Origin of the sequence: Nocardia sp. NPDC047648, assembly GCF_040642815.1 — a bacterium.
Lineage (GTDB): Bacteria > Actinomycetota > Actinomycetes > Mycobacteriales > Mycobacteriaceae > Nocardia > Nocardia gamkensis.
In genome coordinates this window covers 150,886-164,521 of the sequence record NZ_JBEYSX010000010.1, presented here as the reverse complement: position 1 = coordinate 164,521, position 13,636 = coordinate 150,886, and the positions used below count along the sequence as shown (strand labels likewise).

Annotated in this window: 14 protein-coding genes; 5 read left to right on the top strand and 9 right to left on the bottom strand. The window is 68.6% G+C overall.

Features of this window, described 5'->3' with window-relative positions; all coding sequences use genetic code 11:
• Positions 1–12: 12 nt before the first annotated feature.
• Together ABZ803_RS21800 and ABZ803_RS21795 are read right to left on the bottom strand one after the other, a co-directional pair.
• A complete protein-coding gene (locus tag ABZ803_RS21800) occupies positions 13–387 on the bottom strand; it encodes a DUF397 domain-containing protein (protein ID WP_062966850.1) in 375 nt (124 codons plus the stop codon).
• Between the two features lie 10 nt (positions 388–397).
• Entirely contained in the window at positions 398–1,249 is an 852-nt protein-coding gene (locus ABZ803_RS21795) for a Scr1 family TA system antitoxin-like transcriptional regulator (protein WP_062966852.1), read from the bottom strand.
• A 133-nt stretch (positions 1,250–1,382) separates the two neighbouring features.
• On the opposite strand from ABZ803_RS21795, the gene ABZ803_RS21790 reads away from it, so the two are divergent.
• Complete coding sequence (locus tag ABZ803_RS21790; RefSeq protein ID WP_357041060.1) at positions 1,383–1,907, top strand: hypothetical protein; 525 nt, start codon at positions 1,383–1,385, stop codon at positions 1,905–1,907.
• Here ABZ803_RS21790 and ABZ803_RS21785 read toward each other — a convergent pair.
• Positions 1,876–2,379 (bottom strand): DUF4190 domain-containing protein, encoded by a 504-nt coding sequence (locus ABZ803_RS21785; protein WP_357041057.1) that lies wholly within the window; start codon positions 2,377–2,379, stop codon positions 1,876–1,878. The two genes, ABZ803_RS21790 and ABZ803_RS21785, sit on opposite strands and share 32 nt — an antisense overlap.
• Before the next feature lie 114 nt (positions 2,380–2,493).
• Positions 2,494–3,282 carry a pirin family protein gene (locus ABZ803_RS21780; RefSeq protein ID WP_357041054.1) on the bottom strand — a complete coding sequence of 263 codons (789 nt, stop codon included), beginning with the start codon at positions 3,280–3,282 and terminating at the stop codon, positions 2,494–2,496.
• Between the two features lie 235 nt (positions 3,283–3,517).
• On the opposite strand from ABZ803_RS21780, the gene ABZ803_RS21775 reads away from it, so the two are divergent.
• Both ABZ803_RS21775 and ABZ803_RS21770 read left to right on the top strand, forming a co-directional pair.
• A complete protein-coding gene (locus ABZ803_RS21775) occupies positions 3,518–3,982 on the top strand; it encodes an NUDIX domain-containing protein (RefSeq protein ID WP_357041051.1) in 465 nt (154 codons plus the stop codon).
• A 127-nt stretch (positions 3,983–4,109) separates the two neighbouring features.
• A complete protein-coding gene (locus tag ABZ803_RS21770) occupies positions 4,110–5,405 on the top strand; it encodes a hypothetical protein (RefSeq protein ID WP_357041331.1) in 1,296 nt (431 codons plus the stop codon).
• Here the strand turns inward: ABZ803_RS21770 and ABZ803_RS21765 are convergent.
• A complete protein-coding gene (locus ABZ803_RS21765) occupies positions 5,398–5,892 on the bottom strand; it encodes a hypothetical protein (RefSeq protein WP_357041048.1) in 495 nt (164 codons plus the stop codon). The two genes, ABZ803_RS21770 and ABZ803_RS21765, sit on opposite strands and share 8 nt — an antisense overlap.
• A gap of 243 nt (positions 5,893–6,135) precedes the next feature.
• Here ABZ803_RS21765 and ABZ803_RS21760 point away from each other — a divergent pair, with 243 nt between their 5' ends.
• Positions 6,136–7,827 carry a DUF4185 domain-containing protein gene (locus ABZ803_RS21760; protein WP_357041045.1) on the top strand — a complete coding sequence of 564 codons (1,692 nt, stop codon included), beginning with the start codon at positions 6,136–6,138 and terminating at the stop codon, positions 7,825–7,827.
• On the opposite strand, the gene ABZ803_RS21755 is transcribed toward ABZ803_RS21760, so the two are convergent.
• From ABZ803_RS21755 to ABZ803_RS21745, 3 genes are read right to left on the bottom strand one after another with little or no spacing between them, the layout of a single operon-like run.
• A complete protein-coding gene (locus ABZ803_RS21755; RefSeq protein ID WP_357041042.1) occupies positions 7,797–8,654 on the bottom strand; it encodes a biotin-dependent carboxyltransferase family protein in 858 nt (285 codons plus the stop codon). The genes ABZ803_RS21760 and ABZ803_RS21755 overlap by 31 nt on opposite strands.
• On the bottom strand, positions 8,651–9,352 hold the full coding sequence (locus ABZ803_RS21750; RefSeq protein ID WP_357041039.1) for an allophanate hydrolase subunit 1: 702 nt from the start codon (positions 9,350–9,352) through the stop codon (positions 8,651–8,653). Before ABZ803_RS21750 ends, ABZ803_RS21755 begins: the two co-directional genes overlap by 4 nt.
• Before the next feature lie 9 nt (positions 9,353–9,361).
• Positions 9,362–10,117, bottom strand: coding sequence for a 5-oxoprolinase subunit PxpA (locus ABZ803_RS21745; RefSeq protein ID WP_357041036.1), 756 nt, complete (start codon positions 10,115–10,117; stop codon positions 9,362–9,364).
• 142 nt (positions 10,118–10,259) lie between these two features.
• Here ABZ803_RS21745 and ABZ803_RS21740 point away from each other — a divergent pair, with 142 nt between their 5' ends.
• Positions 10,260–11,075 carry a hypothetical protein gene (locus ABZ803_RS21740; protein ID WP_062966861.1) on the top strand — a complete coding sequence of 272 codons (816 nt, stop codon included), beginning with the start codon at positions 10,260–10,262 and terminating at the stop codon, positions 11,073–11,075.
• Positions 11,076–11,080: 5 nt separating this feature from the next.
• On the opposite strand, the gene ABZ803_RS21735 is transcribed toward ABZ803_RS21740, so the two are convergent.
• On the bottom strand, positions 11,081–12,541 hold the full coding sequence (locus ABZ803_RS21735) for a CCA tRNA nucleotidyltransferase (RefSeq protein WP_357041033.1): 1,461 nt from the start codon (positions 12,539–12,541) through the stop codon (positions 11,081–11,083).
• Positions 12,542–13,636 lie beyond the last annotated feature (1,095 nt).

Genomic DNA, 13,636 nt, shown 5'->3' with positions numbered 1-13,636 from the left:
GAGCAGGGGAGATCACGCGGGCACGACGACGCGGTCGAATTCGCCGTCGTGTGCGCCGAGCAGGAAGGCGTCCCACTCCTCAGGGGTGTAGGTGAGGGTGATTCCGCCGTGACGCAGTGCGGTGTGACCGTCGGCGACGGGGTGCGCGCGCAGTTCGCCGTTCGATCGCCCGCGGGTGCGCACGGCGTCGAGGAAAGCGGTCCACTCGGCCGCGGTCACGGTGATGACGGGCTCGTCGCCGGGGCGGTTCGCCGGGTCGCGGCGATATTTGCTGTCACGGATGAGCACCGCATCACCATCGAACCTGACCTCGACGCATTGGTTGCCATTGTTCGATCTGGTCGATGTGAACCAGCCGGTGCGTGCCGGCCGTGCGGTGATGGCCATGGGCAGGATTTTACACGCGAGAATAGCGTCTGATCAGCGCTAATGACTCCGCTCGTGAGAGCGACTGGTCCACCGCGCGCAGGTAGGCGAAGCGTAGATCGCGGACCAGATCCGGGTCTTCGACAGCCCCGCCGAACACCGCGCTCTCCACCCAGCCGAACGTGGGCAGCTGTTCCCCGGCGAAGTCGATGAGGTGGAAGCTGGAGCCGCCGAGCACCGCGCCCGCGGAGGCCGCGAACGGGATCACGCGCACCTCCACGGTGTCCACTTCCTCGATCAACGCGGCGAGGTAGTTCAGCTGTCCGCGCAGCACATCCGGCCCCCCGGTCTGCTGGAGCAGTGTGCCCTCACCGAACACCGCGGTGAGTTCCACCGGATCCGCGCCGCGCAGCCGCTCTTGGCGCCGCATCCGGATCGCCACCAACTGCTCGACCTGGACCGGACGGATCATCACATCGGCGCTGATCAGCGCGCGGGCGTAGTCCTCGGTCTGCAACAGGCCCGGCACGACGAGGCTGTCGTAGCTGCGAATGCTCTGCGCGCCGTATTCCATGCCGTAGAGCCGCTGCAGTTCCGGTCCGATCAACGCCGAGGACTTCGCCCACCAGCCGCGCTGCTTGCTGGCCTCCAACAGGGTCAGCAGCTCGGCACGCTCCTCGGCTTCCACCTCGAGCAGTTCGAGCACCGGGCCGATGGTCTCGGTGGTGAGTACCCGTCTGCCCTTCTCCACGTGCGACCAGTTCGCCGGCGTGAACCCCACTCGCCTCGCGAAGCCCGCCGAGTCGAACCCGCGCTGTTCCCGCAGCTCACGCAACCGCAGCACCAGTTCCCAGCGGGCGACGGTGGGCGAGAGGGGTGCCATGGGCAGGATGCTACGCCCACGCCGACGCGCGCCCCCGGTGACTATTGTCAAGCGACTTGCCCAGGGCTAGGGTCATGGCAGCGATCGTTTCTTCCGAGCACGCGTCCACCACAGCGAGGCGAGGTTGTTCGACATGAGTACATCGCGCATCGAATCGGGCAGGCATCTCGCGTCCACGGACTTCCCGTCGATCCAGGACGCGTTCGCTCGCTGCCGTATCTATCGCGAGAACAACGGGTTGTACGGTCTCGTGGACCCGATGCTCGGCCGCATCATGCTGGAAGTCGGCTCGGTCGGGGCGGTCGTGATGCCCGCCGAGTTCGGTCGCCGGGTGCGCGAACGTTTGACCGCCGGGCCCGAGCCCCGGCCGGGACCGATCATCGCGCATCCGCGCGCGAACCGATGGACCTTTCTGACCGGCCCCACCGACAACTCGTACCTGGACACCGGACTGTTCGCCGACCTGTTCCGGATCTGCGCCGCGATCGCACTGCCGGGCAGCCACCTCGTGCTGCCGTCACCCGCCGACGAGCACGGCGGCTACCGAACCTGGGTCGTGGCGCCCGAGCGCGACTTCCGCCGCGACTTCGCCGAGGTGATCGCCACGACCCGGGCGTGCGCCGCGGCTACCGGGGTGTCGGCGCGGGCGGCGGAGTGAGCGTGATGCTGTACTTGTCCTGCAGCTTCTCGTTCCAGTCGCGCTCGCACTGTTCGATCTTGGACTGATCGTCGCCCGCTTTGTTCACGCAGTCCACGAAGTCCTTGCCACCCGAGTTCACGAAGAAGCTGTAACCCACGATGGTGAGCAGGACGGCGCCCACGATGCCCAGCACACCGAGGACGACACCGGCGATCGCCATCCCCATGCCACCCGCGGTGCCGGCGCGGGCCTTGAAAATCGCGACGATGCCGAGGATGACGGCGAAGATGCCGCAGACATAGCCGCCGATGATCGTCCAGAAGAACAGCAACGCGAGGATGCCGAGCACCAGCGCGGTGATCGCCAGACCTCGGCCCTTCGGCGATTCCTGCCAGTAGGCGGGCTGACCGGGGTACTGGCCGCCGGGTGGCTGCGGGTACTGACCCGGCGGCGGGTACTGGCCGGGCGGCGGGGGCGGATATTGCGACATGGACTTCCTCTCCGTCGGTGCCTCGCGGTGCTCGGTCCGGACGAGGTGGTCCGGGGCGGCGCGGCCGTCGCCTACTGATCGCGCACCCCGCGGACGGATGTTAATGCGAACCGGCTACTGGGCGCCCAGCCGCGCGTGCATCTCCCAGACCAGGATTTCCGAAGGCCGTCGCGCCACCACACGCTGGCCGCCCGACCTGGTCAAACGCACCGCGTCGCCCTCATAGAGCGGGCCGACTCCTTCCATGTCCACCTCCCCGCGCGCCACGAACAAGTGCAGGTACGGCGCATCGGGCAGATCGATGACCGGCTCGGCATCCGGCTCCGCGCCTGCCATGCGCGCCACGTGCAGAGCCGAATGGCTGCTGTTGATGGCGATGGCGGTGCGATCCCGGTATCGGGGCAGGCCCGAGGCAACCGTGACCAGGCCGCCTCCCGCGAGTTCGTCATCGATCTCGAGCTGCTCGTAGCCCGGAGTAAGACCCGGCTCGTCGGGCACGACCCACATCTGCACGAAATGCACGGGTTCCTCGTGTTCGGAGACGCGGCCGTCCAGCCGCCACGAGTCGTTCTTCTCCGAATGCAGGATGCCGGTGCCCGCGCTCATCCGCTGGGCCAGCCCGGGGTAGATGACACCGCTGTGGCCCAGGGAGTCCTGATGCACCAGACTGCCACCGAGCACCCAGGTGACGATCTCCATGTCCCGGTGCGGATGGGTGTCGAAACCCTGCCCGGGCGAGACGACGTCCTCGTTGTTGACCAGCAGCAAGCCGTGGTGGGTGTTGTCGGGATCGTAATGCTCCCCGAAGGAGAACGAATGCTTCGAATCCAGCCAGGAGACCCGCGTCTTCATCCGGTCGCCGCCACGGTGGACATCGATGTGTGGTGTCGTGAGTGTGGACATCATGGTCCTCCTCTCGGGACCGTGCACCGATCGCCATTCAGGGTAGGAGCACTTTCGCCGCGGTACTCCGCATTCCTAGTAAATTGTGCCGCACTCGGCATTTTACGCGAGCGACCGGAAGGTGAACGGGAGGCGAGCAGAACCAACCGGTACGTCGAAACGTCGGGCGACCTCGCCGGATATCGCCGTCCGGCCCCGATTGCCAAGCGCCACACCGCCGACCGGAGGGAACGACGTGCTGGAATCCGATGACCTGCCCCGGATCGAGCAGCAACTCCGCAGCGAAGCGCGCCGCGACGGCATCGCGCATTTCGTGGTCGGCGTCGCGGTGTTCCGCGAAGGGCGGCTCCTGGTGGTGCGCCGGGTCGCCGACGACTATCACGGCGGTATGTACGAACTGCCCGGCGGAGGAGTCGAATCGGGGGAGACTTTCGCCGACTGCGTCGAGCGGGAATTGCTGGAGGAAACGGGGCTTCGGCTGCGCGCCGTGCTCGACTTCCTCGGTGGATTCGATTACGCCACCCGCACCAAGTCGAAAGTGCGCAAATACAGCTTCGTGGTGGAGGCCGAGCCGGGCGATGTCGTCCTCGCGCCTGGGGAGCACGACGCGTTCGCCTGGATCGACGCGGGCGCGCTCGACGAGCTGCCGATGGCGCCCGATATGCGTGCGACGGTGAGCGCGCTGGTCGACCGGGTCTGACTCGCGCGCCGTGTCGTTCGCCTCCGGCCCGCGGTGGTGCGGCGTCGTCGGCGAACGCAGTACGCTCGCGGACGTGTCGACTGGTCACGCCGAAGGCCTCACTCCCGCGGAGCAACGGCCGGGTGGACTGCGCGCCACACTTCGGGAAAGCCCGGGCGTGTCGCGTCTGGCCGTGGTGCGTTTCGCCGGGCAGTTCGGCGACGGGATGTTCCAGGCGGCGTTGTCGGGCGCGATCCTGTTCAACCCCGAGCGGCAGACCGATCCGCTGGCCATCGCGGCGGGCTTCGCGGTGCTGCTGCTGCCGTATTCGCTGATCGGACCGTACGCGGGCGCACTGCTGGATCGCTGGGACCGGCGGGCCGTGCTGCTGGTGGCCAACGTGCTGCGCGCAGTGCTGATCGCGCTGGTCGGCGTGGGGTTGCTCGCCGGAGTCGGCGAGACACCGCTGCTGTTGCTGGCCTTGGCGGTGGTGGGCGTCAGCAGATTCGTCCTGGCGGGCGTCTCGGCCGCGCTGCCACGGGTGCTGGCGCAGGCCTGGCTGGTGCCGATGAACTCGGTGCTGGCCACGATCGCCTCCGGGTGTGCCGGTGCGGGTGCGGCCGTGGCGGTGGGGGTGATCGGGCTGATCGGGGCGGGTGACTTCGCCTCGGCGGTCGCGGTCGCGATCAGCGGGACAGGATCGCTGATCGGCGCGGCGCTGGCAACGGGTTTCCGGCCGAGGGTGCTCGGTCCGGCGCCCGACGCGGCGAAGGGCGAGAACACCGTGCACGCGATCGCCACCGGCCTGCGTACCGGTGCCACGGCGGTATGGGAATCGAGAGCGGTCACGACGGCGATGCTGGGCATCGGCACCCACCGGATCGTCTTCGGCGTGAATACGCTGATCATGGTGCTGGTGCTGCGTCAGGCCCCGGTGGACGGCACCGGACTCAGTGGTGGGCTGGTCGGTTTCGGCGTCGCGATCGCAGCCACCGCTGCCGGCATGCTGGTGGCCGCAGTTGTCGCGCCCCTGCTCATTCCCCGGCTGGGACGGGCGCGCACCGTGGTCGCCGGTCTGATCACCGCCATGCTGGTGCAGCTGACGCTGGTCACGCCGATCGCGTTCGCCGATTCGGGCGCCGCGGTGGAGCGCGCCCACGAACTCCTCTTGGCCGGCGCCTTCCTGCTCGGACTCGCCGGGCAGACGATCAAACTGACCGGCGACGCGACCATGCAGATCGATATCGACGACGCCCGCCGCGGTCAGGTGTTCGCGTTGCAGGACACAGTTTTCAACATCACGTTCGTGCTGGCCATCGCGGCCGCTGCCCTGATCATTCCGGACGACGGCCGATCGGCGATCGTGGTGCTGACCGGCGCCGCCGCCTACGCCGCGGGAATCGCGGCCATCGCGTTGAACACGCGCCGCCGCACGATCAGTTGATGAAAGGTTCGTCGCCGAGGTTGCGCACGCCACGGTTCAGTCGGTGCGTCAGGTGCTCGGGCATACTCTCGGCCGCCGAGTCGCCGGGCGATGCGGCCGCGGAAGCGGAATTCGCCTGTCCCTCCGATAATCGTGCATCGCCGAGCGCACGATCCGGCACGTCCGCCTCCGTGCGCACGATCCAGTCCAGCGGCTCGCTGGCCGCATCGCCGGGCAGGCCGGTGATTTGGTGATTCCACGTGCCGAGGCCGGTGGGATCGGTGAAGAAGTGGTCGGGCACACCGTCGTCGTCGAGATCCAGCGCCGCGATGCCGGCGCGGCCCGAACCCGCCGGATCCCACAGCGCGTCATCGGCGATGCCGTCCCCGTCGAAGTCCAGCCGCACCGCGTCGGCCGCGCCCGTGTCGCCGAGTTCCAGGTCGGCCTGGCTGGCCCAGACGTGCACGGGTCCATCCCCGGTACCGAACACGTACTCGATCTCGTTCATATGTTCTTGGACGCGCGCGGTACGGCGCGGGTTCCATCGCCCGGCGCCTTTTCGATTCACCGTCCCCCGTTCGTGGTGGTTGTTCCGGTAAGTTGACCTGTCAGCGGCCGACCGACAGGAGTCGATACGACATGGGTTTTCCGGTGCACACCCCCGACGCGGTACGAGAACCGCTGGGCGCGTGGGAAACTCGGTCCGTCACCGGGCGCGCGATCGCGTGATGACCGCGGCCGGGCCGACCTGATGCGCACCTGCGGAAGCAAAACCCCCTGTGCACCGGTCTTGTTCGGCGCACTGCTCGTCGGCGTGCTTGTCGTGCCGCTGCCCGCCGCGCAGAGCGCACCGTTCCCGTGGGCGCCGCCGCCGGTGAACAGCTGCGGTGAGGTGGGGTTCGACCCGCTCGCTCGCGAGCCCGATCCCGCGCAACCGCCTCCGCCGCCGCTGCCGCCGCAGATCGACATCCCGGTGCCGATCCCGGAACTCACACCGGTTCCGGTGCCCGATCCGCCGCAGGACAACACGCGGATCGTCCCCGACCCGCTGCCGGAGAATCCGTGCGACAACCCGTGCCCGGACATCAGGGACTATCCCGAGCACCCCGAACCCGACCCCGATCCGAGCCCGACGCCCGAGACCGGCACCGACGAGGGAACCGGTTCCTCCGGTTCCGCCTCGGGGCCCGATTCGGGCAGTGGTTCCGGCTCCGCCTCTGGATCCGGCTCGGGCAGCGGCTCCGGCTCGGGTTCCGGTGCGCCGGTGAAACTCCCGCGCATCGAGTTCAAACCGGAGGTCGAGCCGATTCCGGTGCCGGTGCCCGGTGGTCCCGGCGAGGAGCCGCAACCGGCCCCACCGGAGGTGGTCCATCCGGCCGAACCGGGTCCGCTCACGGCGCCGGTGCCCGTGCCTGCGGTCGAGTCGGTCGAGCTGGTCGAGCAGGTGACCGGGCACGGTTCGCCGAACCGCACCGATATGCGCTGGCAGGTCGACGGCACGGATCTCGGCCTGATGTGGGAGACCGCGCCCGGTGAGGTCGCCGTTGTCTTCGGCGATACCTTCGGCGAAGGCTGGGGCGTCGGCGGCGCGGGCAACGACGACCAGGACTGGCGCAGCAACGTCATCGGTTTCAGCACCGATCGCGATCTGTCCGACGGCCTGACCTTGGATACCTTCGCGCAGGACAGCCGCTGCCACGCCGCTGAGATCCTGGGCAGCCGCAAGATCAAGAACTGGGAGACGACCACCATCCCGACCTCCGGGTTCGCCGTCGGGAACCGGCAGTACCTCAGCTATATGTCGGTGAACAGGTGGAGCCGCATCCCGGGCCTGTGGTGGACCAACTACGGCGGCATCGCCTACTCCGACGACCGCGGGCGCACCTGGAAGAAAGATCAGCATGCCAAATGGGAGAACCTGTTCGGTCTCGGTAAGTTCCAGGTCGCGGCGATGGTGCCGCACGGTGACTACGTCTACATGTTCGGCACACCCAACGGACGCATCGGCACGATCGCACTGGCGCGGGTCCCGAAGCGCCAGATCCTGAACAAATCCGCCTACCAGTACTGGGTGGACGGTAGCTGGGCGCCCGCGGCCGAGAATCGGGCCACCCCGCTGATCCTCGGTATGGCGAGTGAGCTCTCGGTGCGCTACGACCGGGAGACCGAGCAGTGGCAGATGGTCTACCTGGATTCCGCGCGGGGCGCGATCGTGCTGCGTACCGCGGCGAGCCCGCAGGGGGCGTGGACCGACGCGATCCCGCTGGTGTCCACCGCCGACTATCCGAAGTCCTACGGCGGGTTCATCCATCCGTGGTCGACCGGCGAGGACCTGTACTTCACGCTCTCGGCGTGGGACAGCTACAACGTGTATCTCATGCACGCCAGGTTGCGGCCGGGCGCGAACCGCGGTCAGCCCACCCGCATGAACCGGACGGGCTGACCGGGCCGGGCCTGCGCGATGGCGTCGACGTCGGCGTCGAGGACCACCGCGATCACCGGATAGCCGCCCGTGACCGGGTGATCGGCGAGGAAGACGACCGGCTCTCCGCTCGGCGGCACCTGGATCGAGCCGAGTGCCATGCCCTCGGTCGGCAGTTCGCGGGTGACCTTGCGGGTCAGCGGTGGGCCGCGCCGGCGTGCCAATCGGGCGCCGATCCGGTCGGTGTCGGTGGAGACCTCCCACTCGCCCTCGAACAAGACCGTGGCGTCGGTGAACCAATCGTCGCGCGGACCGAGCACGGCCCGTACGGTGACGACGTCCGCGGGCAGTTCGGCGACCGGGGCGACGTCCACGACCGGAATCGTGTGCGGAGACGGCCCGATCGGAAGGCGATCGCCCTTCTCCAACGGCTCCGGCCCCAAGCCCGACATGGTGTCGCGGCTGCGGGAACCGAGTGTCGCCGGGACGTCGATGCCGCCGCGCACCGCGACATAGCTGCGCAGGCCGACGGACGCGTAGGCCAGCCGGAGGGTTTGTCCCGGTTCGAGTTCCAGCACACTCGCGTGACCCACCGGCCTGCCGTCGACGGTGGTGGGCGCGGGAGCGCCCGTGACCGCCAGCATGACGTGCTCTTCCGCGTGCAACGCGAGGCCCCCGAGCAGCACTTCGACGGCCGCGTGCCCCTCCGGGTTGCCGACCAGCCGATTGGCCAGCCGCAGGGACGCGCGATCCGCCGCCCCCGCGGGACCGACGCCGGAGTCGAACCAGCCCGGCCGTCCGAGATCCTGGATGGTCGCCAGGGGACCGACCTGCTCGACGACGATCATCGGCCGTTCCTCGCGTCGACGAAGCGAACCGTGGCGCCCGCTCGGATCAGCGCGGGCGGGTCGCGCTCGGCATCCCACATCCTGAGGTCGGTGGTGCCGATCAGCTGCCATCCGCCGGGTGTGCTCCGCGGGTACACGGCGCTGTATCCACCGGCGAGTGCGACCGCACCCGCCGGAATCGACGTACGCGCCTGCGCTCTGCGCGGAACGGACAACCGGCCGTCGGGCGATTCCAGGTAGCCGAAGCCCGGTGCGAATCCGACGAAGGCACACCGCCACTCCGTGCCGGTATGCGCGGCGATCACCTCCGCGGTCGTGACTTCCAGCATCCGGGCCACCTCGTCGAGGTCAGCCCCGTCGTAGCGCACCGGGATCGACACCGGCTCCGCGCGCGAAGCGTGCGATGTTCCACGGGAAACAGCGGCCGGCCCCTCGGCGTGCAATGCGATCAGAAGCGTCGTCAGCGCCCGGCGGACCGAGTCCGCGACGCGTGGTGAATCGAGTGTCAGCAATACGGTTTCCGCGGCCGGAAGCAGATCCTGCACACCAGGTACCGGACACTCCCGCAGCGCGGTCACGAGTTCCGCGACCACCGCACGACGCTGGGGGGTGATCAACAGCGCCCGATCACCCGCCGCGCGGATCGCCTCCTCGGCCGCCTGCCGCTGCGCGTGCGTCACCGTGCCCTTCGTCTTCATGTCCCGGCCTCAGCCGAACGGCTCCACCGGCACGCCGACTTCGTCCAGCGCGGCTCGGATGCGCCGGGCCATCTCCACCGCCGCGGGCGAATCACCGTGCACACAGATGCTGGCGGCGCGCACCGCGACCGCACCGGTGCCGTCGGCCGTCCGCGCGATTCCCGACTCGGCTATCGAAATCGCTTGGGCGACCGCGTCCCGCGGCTCCAGCACCGCGCCGGGCGTACCGCGCGGCGCCAGCGAACCCTCGGCCGTATAGGCGCGGTCGGCGAAACCTTCGCCGACGAAGCGCACTCCGGCGGCCTCCGCCGCCGTCTCCAAATGTGTGCCCGCCGGGCCGAGTAGGGCCAGCCGCGGGTCGTACTCTGTGATCGCGGCCAGGACGGCGTCGGCCAATTCCCGATCGCGCGCTGCCGAGTGATAGAGCGCGCCATGCGGTTTCACGTAGCGCACCCGATCCCCGGCGGCTTTCGCGAAAGCGTCGAGGCCGCCTATCTGATACAGCACCTCGTCGCGCAACTCTCCGGGCGCGACGGCGATCTCTCGCCTACCGAAACCGGCCAGGTCGCGGTAACCGACGTGGGCGCCGATCCGCACGCCCTTGCGCACCGCGAGCGCGCATGTCCTGCGCATGATCGCGGGATCACCCGCGTGGAATCCGCAGGCGATGTTCGCGCTGGTGACGATGTCGAGCATGGCGGCGTCGTCGCCCATCGTCCACGGTCCGAAGCCCTCGCCGAGATCACTGTTCAGATCCAGCGCCATGTGCGTCCTCCCAGCAGTGCGTGACAGACGGCCCTTCGATTCTCGTGCTCGAGCCTCGCCCCGGGCAAGGACACTCGTTCCGCGCGACCTGGGTCACAGCGCGCCGGTTCGAGCCCCCGCGCCAAGTACGCTCGTTCCAATCATGGCCACGTATTTCGATCCGAAGTCTTGGTCGCCGCTGCGGGCCGTCGATCTCGGAAAGCGCCTGTTCGATCAATCCTGGCTGGAGCAGTGGGTCGCGCTCAGCACGGCTTGGATGGATCCGGTCGCCGACCTCGGCGCGGGCACCGTCACGGCGCTGCTGCCCGACGTGCTGATGACCATGCTCAGCGAGGGCATCCTGAGCCGGTTCGGCGGCCAAGAGGTCAGCGCGACACTGCTCGGCCACGACCTGCACGCCACCTTGCAGGTGCTGAAGGTGCGTCGCCGTGGCGCGCATTTCCAGACCAAGACGGTGCTGTCGCGGCTGAGCTGGGACGATCATCCGATCGAGTCCGTCACGGTGATCGCCCACGGCGTCCGCCTGATTCCGGGCGTGCCGACCAAGGTGCGCACCGCCCGGCTCGATCTCGTGGGCACCGTCACCACGGCGGCGCTGGTCGGGTGGCTCAACACCCAGCCGCTGGACTGGGACCTCGACGTGCACCGCAGCGGGCTGATCCGAGCCAGGCACCGCAGACGGCTGGTCACCGCCCTGGTGGACGCCTCGGTCGCGGACAACCGGCTGCGCATCGAGATACGCCGGGTCACCTGGTTCGGCGTGCCCATTCCGCGCCGCATGATCGACGTTCCCGTCCTACCGCTCGAACACCTGCCCAAGGACGCGCGGATCGCGCGTGCCGAGCGCGAGGACGACCTGATCCGATTCCGCGTCGAACTGCCGGAGATCTCCGGGTCGTTCGATCTCGCCCAGATGCGCTCCGCGATCCTGGCGGGCACCACCCTGATCGTCTTCTGACCTGTTCAGCTCTGCGTCTTCCACCACTCGAGCAGCGCCGCCTCGGCTTCGTCCCGATCGAGCGGGCCACGGTCGAGCCGCAGTTCCTTCAGATGGCGCCAGGCCCGGCCCACCTCGGGCCCCGGGGGCAGGCCGAGCAGTTCCATGATCGCGTTGCCGTCCAGATCCGGACGAACCTTCGCCAGATCCTCCTGCTCGCGCAACCGCTCGATCCGCACCTCGAGTTCGTCGTAGGTGGCGCGCAGCGCGGCGGCCCTGCGCTTGTTGCGGGTGGTGCAGTCGGCGCGGACGAGTTTGTGCAGACGGGGGAGTAGCTCCGCGGCGTCGGTGACGTAGCGGCGGACGGCGGAGTCGGTCCACTGCCCCTTGCCGTAACCGTGGAAGCGCAGATGCAGGAACACCAGCCGGGCGACGTCCTCGGTGAACTGCTTCGGGTACTTCAGCGCCCGCATCCGTTTGCGCACCATCTTCGCGCCGACCACCTCGTGGTGGTGGAAGCTGACGCCGCCGCCCGGCTCGTTGCGCTTGGTGTCGGGCTTGCCGATGTCGTGCAGCAGCGCGGCCCAGCGCAGCACCAGGTCGGGGTCGCCCTCCTCCTGGTCGATCGCTTGCTCCAGCACGGTGAGCGAATGCCAGTAGACGTCCTTGTGCTGGTGATGCTCGTCGATCTCCAGCTTCATCGCGGGCACCTCGGGCAGCACCCGTTGCGCCAGCCCGGTCTCACACATCACGTTGATGCCGTCGATCGGATGCGCGCCGCCGATCAGCTTGTCCAGCTCGACCCGGACCCGCTCGGCGGTGATGCGGTCGATCTGGCCGGCCATCGCGGTGATGGCGGCCCGCACCCGGGGATGCGGCTCGAAGCCGAGCTGGGAGACGAAGCGCGCGGCGCGCAACATGCGCAACGGATCGTCGTTGAACGAATCCTCCGGCGCGGCAGGCGTATCCAGCACGCCTTCGAGCAGGGCGGTCATGCCGTCGAGCGGATCGACGAACTCCAGCGCGCCGTCCGCTCCGATCTTCACGGCCATCGCGTTCACCGTGAAGTCCCGGCGCACCAGGTCTTCGGCGAGCGAGTCGCCGAAGGTCACCTGGGGGTTGCGCGACACCCGGTCGTAGTTGTCGGCGCGGAACGTGGTGATCTCCAGCTGCTGCCCGGCCTTCGACGCGCTGACCGTGCCGAAGGCCAGGCCGCCGGTATCCCACAGATGGTCGGCCCAGCCGCGCAAGATGTCCTGCACCACCTCCGGCCGCGCGTCGGTGGTGAAATCCAGATCGGTCCCCAACCGGCCGAGCACCGCGTCCCGCACGCTCCCGCCGACCAGGTACAGCTCGTGCCCCCGCGCCGCGAACATCTCACCCAGCGGCGTCAGCACATCCGCCAGCCCCCCGAGCGTCACCGCCGCGGCGGCCAGCAATCGGGTACGTCTATCCAGCGCAGCGTCCTGCGACTTCGGCGAAACCACGAAGCAGCAGCTTACCGAGCCACGACAACGGTTATCGCGCCGCAGGCCCACGCAGCAGCCCAGATATATAAGGACACCGATATCAACCCAGCCAGCGGCATCCGAAGACCGCGCAACCAGCCGCGCGATCCACCCCCACGCGCCACGCAGAGCCGAAGAACAACGCTTGCCGCCAACCCCACAGAGAGCACCCAGTGGTCACCGCCCAAAAGCGATTCACGATTCGCGGATCGACTCACGGTCAGCCGCCGTGAGCGCCGCGCACCTCCGACTGCCGATGCTCCGTACCACCCGCCGATCTCGAACAAGCCGAAAACTCGCCGCGCCCGGCCGCGAGCCATCCAGCGGCCGTACACATGACCGAGCATCCAGCGTGTCCGCGCTCTGAATCCCAGGTCGTCCGCATGAGGAACAGTCAGCTGTAAGCGGGGCGCCGCTACCCCACGAACCACCAGTACCGATCAACCCTCGACGATCCGCTCCCATCCACGTGCCCCGAACGTGAGTACAGACGCACCCACCGCGCCCCAACCACGTCTTTCGAGCGAAGTAACACCGAACCTCAACCGCCGACGCCGACCGAAGCAACACAACCACCGATACGAGCAGCCACCGTTTCCCCCACGAACCACCAGTACCGGTCGCCCTCGACCATTCGCGCCCAGCAGCGGGCCCAACCCACGTCCCGAACGCCGAGACCAACGCCCCCAGCGCGCCCCAACGACGTCTTTCCAGCGAAGCAACATCGAACCTCAACCCCTGACACCGACCGAAGCAACACATCCCCGATCCGAGCAGCCACCGTTTCCTCCACGAACACCAGTACCGGTCGTCGCTCTCGAGGATCCGCTCCCACCCATGTGTCCCATGTCCCGAACGCCGATTCCGACGCCCCCAGCGCACCTCAACCCCCGGTTCCCGGCGAAGCGAGACCGAGTCGCCACTGATTCCGACCGAAGCAACACAACCACCGATCCGTGCGGTTAACCGCTACCCCACGAACACCAGTACCAGTCGCCCTCGACGATCCGGTCCCAGCCGTGCCCAAGTCCCGAACGCCGATACCGACGCGCCCAGCGCACCTCAGCTCCCGGT

What these genes read in the sequence shown, in the direction of transcription:
- ABZ803_RS21800 (WP_062966850.1), bottom strand. Translation starts at nt 387, where the DNA reads ATGGCCATCACCGCACGGCCGGCACGCACCGGCTGGTTCACATCGACC.
- ABZ803_RS21765 (WP_357041048.1), bottom strand. Translation starts at nt 5,892, where the DNA reads ATGAACGAGATCGAGTACGTGTTCGGTACCGGGGATGGACCCGTGCAC.
- ABZ803_RS21745 (WP_357041036.1), bottom strand. Translation starts at nt 10,117, where the DNA reads ATGGCGCTGGATCTGAACAGTGATCTCGGCGAGGGCTTCGGACCGTGG.
- ABZ803_RS21750 (WP_357041039.1), bottom strand. Translation starts at nt 9,352, where the DNA reads ATGAAGACGAAGGGCACGGTGACGCACGCGCAGCGGCAGGCGGCCGAG.
- ABZ803_RS21760 (WP_357041045.1), top strand. Translation starts at nt 6,136, where the DNA reads ATGCGCACCTGCGGAAGCAAAACCCCCTGTGCACCGGTCTTGTTCGGC.
- ABZ803_RS21740 (WP_062966861.1), top strand. Translation starts at nt 10,260, where the DNA reads ATGGCCACGTATTTCGATCCGAAGTCTTGGTCGCCGCTGCGGGCCGTC.
- ABZ803_RS21785 (WP_357041057.1), bottom strand. Translation starts at nt 2,379, where the DNA reads ATGTCGCAATATCCGCCCCCGCCGCCCGGCCAGTACCCGCCGCCGGGT.
- ABZ803_RS21780 (WP_357041054.1), bottom strand. Translation starts at nt 3,282, where the DNA reads ATGTCCACACTCACGACACCACACATCGATGTCCACCGTGGCGGCGAC.
- ABZ803_RS21755 (WP_357041042.1), bottom strand. Translation starts at nt 8,654, where the DNA reads ATGATCGTCGTCGAGCAGGTCGGTCCCCTGGCGACCATCCAGGATCTC.
- ABZ803_RS21795 (WP_062966852.1), bottom strand. Translation starts at nt 1,249, where the DNA reads ATGGCACCCCTCTCGCCCACCGTCGCCCGCTGGGAACTGGTGCTGCGG.
- ABZ803_RS21790 (WP_357041060.1), top strand. Translation starts at nt 1,383, where the DNA reads ATGAGTACATCGCGCATCGAATCGGGCAGGCATCTCGCGTCCACGGAC.